Below are 7,233 nucleotides of genomic sequence, written 5' to 3' on the forward strand. Positions count from 1 at the left end.
GGCTCGGCGGGTCCGCCCCGGAGAAGCCGCACCGCGGCCGGTCTGGGCCCCCCACCTTCGCCTCTGGCGAGGGCGCTCCCGCCCTGGTGCGCGCCACCGCCGCCGCGACCGGCGCCCGCCCCGGCACCGTCCTGACCGGGTCCACCGTCACCGGCACCGCCGAACGCGCCGCAATGCTGCGCGCCCGCCACCCGGACGCGCTGGCCGAGGCGATGGAGGGCTTCGGCGTCGCCGAGGCCGCCGCCGCGCACGGGGTGCCGGTACTGGAACTGCGCGCCGTCTCCAACCCGGTCGGCCCGCGCGACCGCGCCGCCTGGCGCATCGGCGAGGCCCTCGCGGCGCTGACGGACGCCTTCGGGAAGCTCGCACCCGTCCTCAGGAGTTGGAACCCACATGACGCACACGACCGACGCGACCGGCTCGACCGCTGAGCCCCTGCGGATCGCGTACTCGCCCTGCCCGAACGACACCTTCGTCTTCGACGCCCTCGCCCACGGCCGGGTGCCGGGCGCGCCCGCCCTCGACGTGACGTTCGCGGACATCGACATCACCAACGGCATGGCCGAACGCGGCGAGTCGGACGTACTGAAGGTGTCGTACGCCGTACTGCCGTACGTCCTCGACGAGTACGCCCTGCTGCCCTGCGGCGGCGCGCTGGGCCGGGGCTGCGGGCCGCTGGTGCTCACCCGGGAGGCGGACGCGGACCTGCGCGGGCGCACGGTCGCGGTGCCCAGCGAGACGTCGACGGCGTACCTGCTGTTCCGGCTCTGGGCGGCCGACACCGTGCCGGGCGGGGTCGGCGAGATCGTGGTCATGCCGTTCCACGAGATCATGCCGGCCGTGCGGGACGGGAAGGTCGACGCGGGGCTCGTGATCCACGAGGCGCGCTTCACGTACCGGAACTACGGGCTGCACAAGCTCGCCGACATGGGCGAGCACTGGGAGCACACCACCGGGCTGCCGATCCCGCTCGGCGCGATCATCGCCCGCCGGGCGCTGGGCGCCGAGACCCTGACCCGGCTGGCCGACGCGGTCCGCGCCTCGGTCCGCGCGGCCTGGGACGACCCCGAGGCTTCCCGGCCCTACGTCATGGAGCACGCGCAGGAGATGGACCCGGCCGTCGCCGACCAGCACATCGGGCTGTACGTCAACGAGTTCACGGCCGACCTCGGCGAGGCCGGCTACGCGGCGATCCGGGGCCTGCTGACACGCGCGGCGGCCGAGGGACTGGTGCCGGCCCTCGGCCCGGACGCGCTGGCGTTCCCCTGACGGGCGGGCGGGGTCAGACGTCCAGCTGGTCGGCGACGGCGCGGAGCAGGCCGGCGATCTTCTTGCCGGCCGTCTTCTCGGGGTAGCGGCCCCGCTCCAGCATCGGGGTGATGTTCTCCAGGAGGGTCGTCAGGTCCTGGACGATGGAGGCCAGCTCGTCGGGCTTCTTGCGCTGCGCGGCCGCGACCGACGGGGCCGGGTCCAGCAGGGTCAGGGACAGGGCCTGATCGCCGCGCTGCCCGGCGACGACGCCGAACTCCACGCGCTGGCCGGGCTTCAGCGCCTCGACTCCGGCGGGGAGGACCGAGGAGTGCACGAAGACGTCACCGCCGTCGTCGCGGGAGAGAAAGCCGAAGCCCTTCTCGCTGTTGAACCACTTGACCTTGCCGGTAGGCACGTCTGTCCTCGTCCTCGTGCTCGTCGGGAAATTGCTCGGAAAACTGCGTGGAAACGGCTCTTGATAGCACTTGGGCGGGTCGTCCTGACCCGCCGGTACCAAGGCTAATGCTCTTCAGGCGGCTGACAAGACGTCCCTCGGTTGTTCCCCAGGGCTGGGAACTACCCTGGTCGAGTGCGTGAACAAACCCAATCGAATTCCGCCGCGCCCGGTGACCGGCTGATCCGCGCCGGTGCGATCGTCTTCTTCGTCGGTACGGTGGCCACTCTGGTCACCGTGGCCCCGCTGCTGCTGGGGACGACGCCGTTCCCCACCTACATGTTCGGCCTGAGCATGCTGATGGGCGTGGGCTTCCTGATCGCCGGGGCGGGGGTGTTCCGGTCGATCGCGGCCGGGCGCCGTCAGGCCCGCGCGGCGGCCGCCCCGTCGCCCTCGCCGTCCCCGTAGCCCGCGAGCCACTCCGGGAACTCCGTCAGGTCGGCGAGGACCACGTCCGCGCCGGCCGCGCGCAGCTCCTCGGCACCGCACGGGCCGCTGGCCACCGCCACGGAGCGGGCGCCCGCCGCCCGGGCTCCGCGGACGTCGCCGACGTGGTCGCCGACGTAGACGTCCGCGCCGTGCTCGCGCAGCGCGACGGCCTTCTGCTCGGCCCACAGGTTGCCCACCACGGCGTCCGGCTCGATGCCGAGGTGCGCCAGGTGCAGCTTGGCGTTGGGTTCGTACTTGGCGGTGACGACGAGCGTCCGCCCGCCGGCCGCGCGAACGGCCGCGACGGCCTCCCGGGCGCCGGGCAGCGCGAGCGTCGGCTCGATCGCGTACGACGGGTACATCTCCCGGTAGAGGTCGGCGGTGGCGGCGATCTCCTCGGCCGGAAACCAGTTGGCCAGCTCATCCGCGAGCGGCGGTCCCAGCCGCGTCACGGCCAGGTCGGCGTCGACGTACGTCCCCGTCCGCTCGCTCAGCGCCAGGTAGCAGGCCCGGATGCCGGGCCGCGAGTCGATCAGCGTCATGTCGAGATCGAAGCCGACGGTGGGGGCGGTACGGGTGGTGAAGGCCATGGCCCCCATTGTGCAGGTCCCCTCGACGGCGCCGGCCGGGCCCCTGGCCGGGGTGGGCCGGCCGCGGGAGGTGCCCGCACCGGGTCCGGCCGGGCCGGGCGCTGAAGCCCCACGCGACCACGCGGCCACCGCCGCCTGAAACGAACCGGGGCGCGCCCCCACTCCGGCCGCCCGAAGGACACCGCCCCGGCCCAGGCGATCCGCCTGAGCCACCCAGGCAGGCGCACCAGACCCCGGTCATCCGCCCGAGCCGCCCGGCAGGCGCACCAGACCCCGGTCATCCGCCCGAGCCGCCCGGCAGACGCACCAGACCCCGGTCATCCGCCCGAGCCGCCCGGCAGACGCACCAGACCCCGGTCATCCGCCCGAGCCGCCCGGCAGGCGCACCGGGCCCGTGCGATCCGCGCCGCGGGGCCGGGAGGCGTGCCCGGCGCCTTTCGCGGGGAGGGTTCAGCCGCGCGGGCGGCGGGAGTGCCAGAGCAGGTACAGGGCCGTGGCGACGGCCGCGCCGCGCAGGACCCAGGGCCAGGTCTCGGTGACCGCGTCGTTCATGTGGCCCTCGGCGATCGGGTCGCCCCAGCGGCCCTCCGTGCGGCCCCACAGCCAGACCACACCGGCGGCGGCGACCGTGCCGGGCAGGCCCAGCACCGCCCACTTCGACTGGGCCGCGCTCAGGCGGCGGGACAGGTAGGCGATCAGCCAGCCCAGGCCCAGGGCGACGAGGTTGCCGAGGACGGCGCCGACGACCAGGAGCCCGGCGGCGAGCAGCAGCAGGGGGTTGTTCCAGCCGCCCTCGGGCCGGGGCCGGGCCAGGCGGAGCAACCTCCGCTTCCTTCCGGCCGGGACCGGCTCCACGACCTGCTCCACGGCGGCGGGCTTCGCGGCGGTGGCGTCCTCTGTCCCGGCCTCGTCCTCCGGCTCCGGCGGCGGCTTGAGCAGCTCGGGGATCTCCACCCCGCCGACGAACCCGGGCACGCTGTCGCCCACGGCGCCGAACGGGCCGCCCTCCACCCGCCACCAGTCCGGCTGCGGACCGCGTCCGCCGCCTCCCAGCTCCTGCGCGCTCGCCACATGGGGTGGGGAGGCGGCCGGCTGTTCGGGCGGGGGTTCGGGCGCGTTCCGCCGCAGGCCCCTGCGGCGCTCCGCCTTGCGCGGGTCCGTGTCCCGCTGCTCGGGCACCGCGGTCGGCGGCGGCACCGGCGCCGGGCGGACCCCGCTCGTGCCGCCCGCCGCGTCGACGAGGTCGTCGGGGCTGCCGAGCCGGTCCAGGATGCGCCGGACGGCGGCGGGACTGTCCACGGTGGTCCTGGCGCGGTGCCGGTCGATCTCGTTGCGCAGCTCGGAGACCAGCCGCATGCGCGCGGCCGACGGCAGCTGCCGCTGCTGGGCCACGTCGCCGACGCGGCTCAGATACTCGTAGACGACCTGGTCGCTCTCGATCCCCACGGTCCCCTCCGGGGCGGTGTGTTGTGACAGCCCGTCGGACGACGGTACCGAATCCTCCCGTGGGCGGCGGACACCCCGCGCACGGCACCGGCGCACGCGACCCCCGCCGTCACCCCCACCCGCTAACGTGGACCGGATGAGCACCGAGGAGAAGTCCGCGGCCCCCCGGTCCCTCGCGGAGGCGCTCCGTGTCCGGGACGACGTCTCGCTGGCCGCCCTCCTGCGCAGCCGTCCCGACCTGATCACCCCCGTGCCCACCGACCTGACGCAGCTCGCCACCCGGGCCGGTACCCGGGCCTCGGTCGTGCGGGCGCTGGAGCGTCTGGACCGGTTCGCGCTCCAGACGGCGGAGGCGCTGGCCGTGGCGTCGGACCCGGCGCCGTACGGCGAGCTGCTCGGTCTGATGGCGGGGGACGACGAGGACCCGGCCGTCGCCGCGGCGCTGCCCCGGGCCGTCGCCCTGCTGCGTGAGCAGGCCCTGGTGTGGGGCGCGGACGACCGGCTGCGGCTGGTGCGCACCGCCCGTGAGCTGCTCGCGCCCTCCCCGCAGCACCCGTCCCCCACGGGTCTCGGGCCGACCGTGCGGGAGGCGACCGCCGGGATGTCGCCGGGGCGGATCCAGGAGATCCTCACCACCGCCGGCCTGCCCTCGACCCACGACGCGGTGTCCGCGGTGACCGCGCTCGGCGCCCTGTTCGCCGACCGGCGCCGGATGACGGCCCTCCTGGCCGGGCTGCCCGAGGAGTCGCGGGAGGTGCTGGCCCGGCTGGTGTGGGGTCCCCCGTACGGGCAGGTCACCCACGACCCGGCGGCGCACCTGCGCGCGCTCCTCGACCGGGGCCTGCTGCTGCCGACCGCGCCCGGCACGGTCGTCCTGCCCCGCGAGGTCGCCCTGCACCTGCGCGCGGGCCGCGCGCACCGGGCGCCCGAGCCGGTTCCGCCGGCGGTGGAGGCCGCCGCCACGCACCGTCCACAGGTTGTGGACGCCACCGCGGCCGGACAGGCCCTCGCGGCGCTGGCGACCGTGACCGAGCTGCTCAAGGAGTGGGACGAGGGCGGCCCGACGGTGCTGCGGGCCGGCGGGCTGAGCGTGCGCGACCTCAAGCGCACGGCCGTCGCCCTGGACCTGCCCGAGCCGGTCGCCGCCTTCTGGCTGGAACTGGCCTACGCGGCCGGGCTGATCGCCTCCGACGGCGAGGCCGACGAGCGGTACGCGCCGACCCCGGCGTATGACGAGTGGCGGGAGCTGCCGCCCGCCGAGCGCTGGGCGGGCCTCGCGCAGACGTGGCTGACGGCGACCCGGACGCCGGGGGTGGTCGGCGGGCGGGACGCGAAGGACCGGACGCTCTCCGCGCTGGGCCCGAACCTGGACCGTTCGGCGGCGCCGGAGGTACGGCACCGGGTGCTGGCCCTGCTGGCGGGCCTGCCCGAGGGGGCCTCGCCCACCGAGGAGTCGATGCTGGCCCGGCTGCGCTGGGAGCGCCCCCTGCGCGGCCCCGAGCGGGACCGGCGGGAGGACGACCTGCGGACCCGGCTCGCCCGGTGGACGCTGTCCGAGGCCGAGCTGCTGGGCGTCACCGGCCGCGGCGCGCTGGCCGCGCCGGGGCGGGCCCTGATCGGGGCGCCCGAGCCGCCGCACCCGGCGAAGGACCCCGAGGGACCCGGCGACAAGCTCCCCGTCCACCACCGCACGCCCGCGCCGCCGGCTCCCCCGGCCCCCGGCGAGCGGGCCGCCGCCGCCGCGCACGCCGCCCGGCTGCTCGCGCCACTCCTCCCGGAGCCGCTGGACCACGTGCTGCTCCAGGCCGACCTGACGGCGGTGGCGCCGGGGCCGCTGGAGCGTGAGCTGGCCGACCTGCTGGGGGTGCTCGCGGACGTGGAGTCCAAGGGCGGGGCGACCGTCTACCGGTTCACGCCGGGGTCGGTGCGCCGTGCGCTGGACGCCGGGCAGACCGCCGCCGAACTGCACACCTTCCTGGCCCGGCACTCCCGCACGCCGGTGCCGCAGCCCTTGACCTACCTGATCGACGACGTGGCCCGGCGGCACGGGCGACTGCGGGTCGGCGTGGCCTCGGCGTACGTGCGCTGCGACGACGACGCGACGCTGGACGAGATCCTCGCCGACCGGCGGGGCGCAGGGCTGGGCCTGCGCCGCCTCGCGCCGACCGTGCTGGCCGCGCAGGCCGAGCCGGCGGCGCTGCTCGAAGGGCTGCGCGCGATGGGGTTCGCGCCGGCCGCCGAGTCCGCCGCGGGCGACGTGCTGATCGCGCGGGCCGACGCCCGCCGTACCCCGCCGCGGGCGGCGCCGGAGCCGGTCCCCGACGGTCCGCCGGCGCCCGACGACACCCTGCTGGCGGCGGCGATCCGCGCCGTCCGGGCGGGCGACCTGGCCTCCATCGCCCCGCGCAAGCCGGGCCCCGGGGACGGCGAGGGCGGTGCGACGCGCGGCGACCTGCCCCGCACGGGCGCCGCCGAGACGCTCGCGACCATGCAGGCGGCCGTGCTGACCGGCGAGGCGCTGTGGATCGGCTACGTGAACGCGGAGGGCTCCGCCAGCCAGCGCGTGATCGCCCCGATCAGGGTGGAGGGCGGCTTCGTCACGGCGTACGACCACACGGCGGACGAGGTGCGCACCTATCCGCTGCACCGCGTCACGGGCGTGGCGGAACTGGCCGACGACGCGACGTGACACGCCCTCATTCGGGCGTACGCGCCGGTTCATGCACGCCACGCCGGGTGATTCGCACCTGAGAGGGAGCTTTTTTCATAAACCGCATCGACCTTTCGGCGGTCGGGCAGCCACGGGGTGTCCTGCACCGAAACCGAAAGGAAGAACCCGATGCGTACTGCCGTTCGCCGAGTCGCCACCGTCCTGGCCTCCACCGCGACCCTGATCGCGGCGTTCGCCGCCGACGCCGCCGCGGTCGGCATCGACCTCGGTGGAGGCCTCACCCTCTGACCGCCCGCTGATCCGTCACATCCCCTTCCGGCGGGCCGGGCTCCCAGCCCCCTGGGCCCGGCCCGCTCCGGATCACCTTCGCTCCCTCTCTCCCCCTCGCCCCA

At 76.1% G+C, this 7,233-nt stretch carries 6 protein-coding genes and 1 pseudogene; 4 read left to right on the forward strand and 3 right to left on the reverse strand.

Going from position 1 to position 7,233, the window contains the following annotated elements; all coding sequences use genetic code 11:
- Together DMH12_RS35940 and DMH12_RS35945 are read left to right on the forward strand one after the other, a co-directional pair.
- Positions 1–431, forward strand: a pseudogene (locus DMH12_RS35940) (hypothetical protein); the annotation flags it as partial.
- A complete protein-coding gene (locus tag DMH12_RS35945) occupies positions 394–1,269 on the forward strand; it encodes a 1,4-dihydroxy-6-naphthoate synthase (RefSeq protein ID WP_125495501.1) in 876 nt (291 codons plus the stop codon). The pseudogene DMH12_RS35940 and the gene DMH12_RS35945, both read left to right, overlap by 38 nt.
- Positions 1,270–1,282: 13 nt before the next feature.
- On the opposite strand, the gene DMH12_RS40380 is transcribed toward DMH12_RS35945, so the two are convergent.
- Positions 1,283–1,666: a cold-shock protein gene (locus DMH12_RS40380; protein ID WP_053132946.1), complete on the reverse strand. Its 384-nt coding sequence runs from the start codon at positions 1,664–1,666 to the stop codon at positions 1,283–1,285.
- Positions 1,667–1,840: 174 nt separating this feature from the next.
- Here DMH12_RS40380 and DMH12_RS35955 point away from each other — a divergent pair, with 174 nt between their 5' ends.
- On the forward strand, positions 1,841–2,113 hold the full coding sequence (locus tag DMH12_RS35955) for a hypothetical protein (RefSeq protein ID WP_125495502.1): 273 nt from the start codon (positions 1,841–1,843) through the stop codon (positions 2,111–2,113).
- Here DMH12_RS35955 and DMH12_RS35960 read toward each other — a convergent pair.
- Together DMH12_RS35960 and DMH12_RS35965 are read right to left on the reverse strand one after the other, a co-directional pair.
- Complete coding sequence (locus tag DMH12_RS35960; RefSeq protein WP_125495503.1) at positions 2,068–2,724, reverse strand: HAD family hydrolase; 657 nt, start codon at positions 2,722–2,724, stop codon at positions 2,068–2,070. The two genes, DMH12_RS35955 and DMH12_RS35960, sit on opposite strands and share 46 nt — an antisense overlap.
- A gap of 450 nt (positions 2,725–3,174) precedes the next feature.
- Positions 3,175–4,170: a hypothetical protein gene (locus DMH12_RS35965; protein WP_125495504.1), complete on the reverse strand. Its 996-nt coding sequence runs from the start codon at positions 4,168–4,170 to the stop codon at positions 3,175–3,177.
- Between the two features lie 136 nt (positions 4,171–4,306).
- Between DMH12_RS35965 and DMH12_RS35970 the strand changes: the two genes are divergently transcribed.
- A complete protein-coding gene (locus DMH12_RS35970; protein WP_125495505.1) occupies positions 4,307–6,859 on the forward strand; it encodes a helicase-associated domain-containing protein in 2,553 nt (850 codons plus the stop codon).
- Positions 6,860–7,233 lie beyond the last annotated feature (374 nt).

This window comes from Streptomyces sp. WAC 04229 (genome assembly GCF_003947455.1).
Lineage (GTDB): Bacteria > Actinomycetota > Actinomycetes > Streptomycetales > Streptomycetaceae > Streptomyces.

Excerpts from the sequence above, each read along its gene's own strand:
- DMH12_RS35945 (WP_125495501.1), top strand. The coding sequence starts at position 394 with ATGACGCACACGACCGACGCGACCGGCTCGACCGCTGAGCCCCTGCGG.
- DMH12_RS35960 (WP_125495503.1), bottom strand. The coding sequence starts at position 2,724 with ATGGCCTTCACCACCCGTACCGCCCCCACCGTCGGCTTCGATCTCGAC.
- DMH12_RS35970 (WP_125495505.1), top strand. The coding sequence starts at position 4,307 with ATGAGCACCGAGGAGAAGTCCGCGGCCCCCCGGTCCCTCGCGGAGGCG.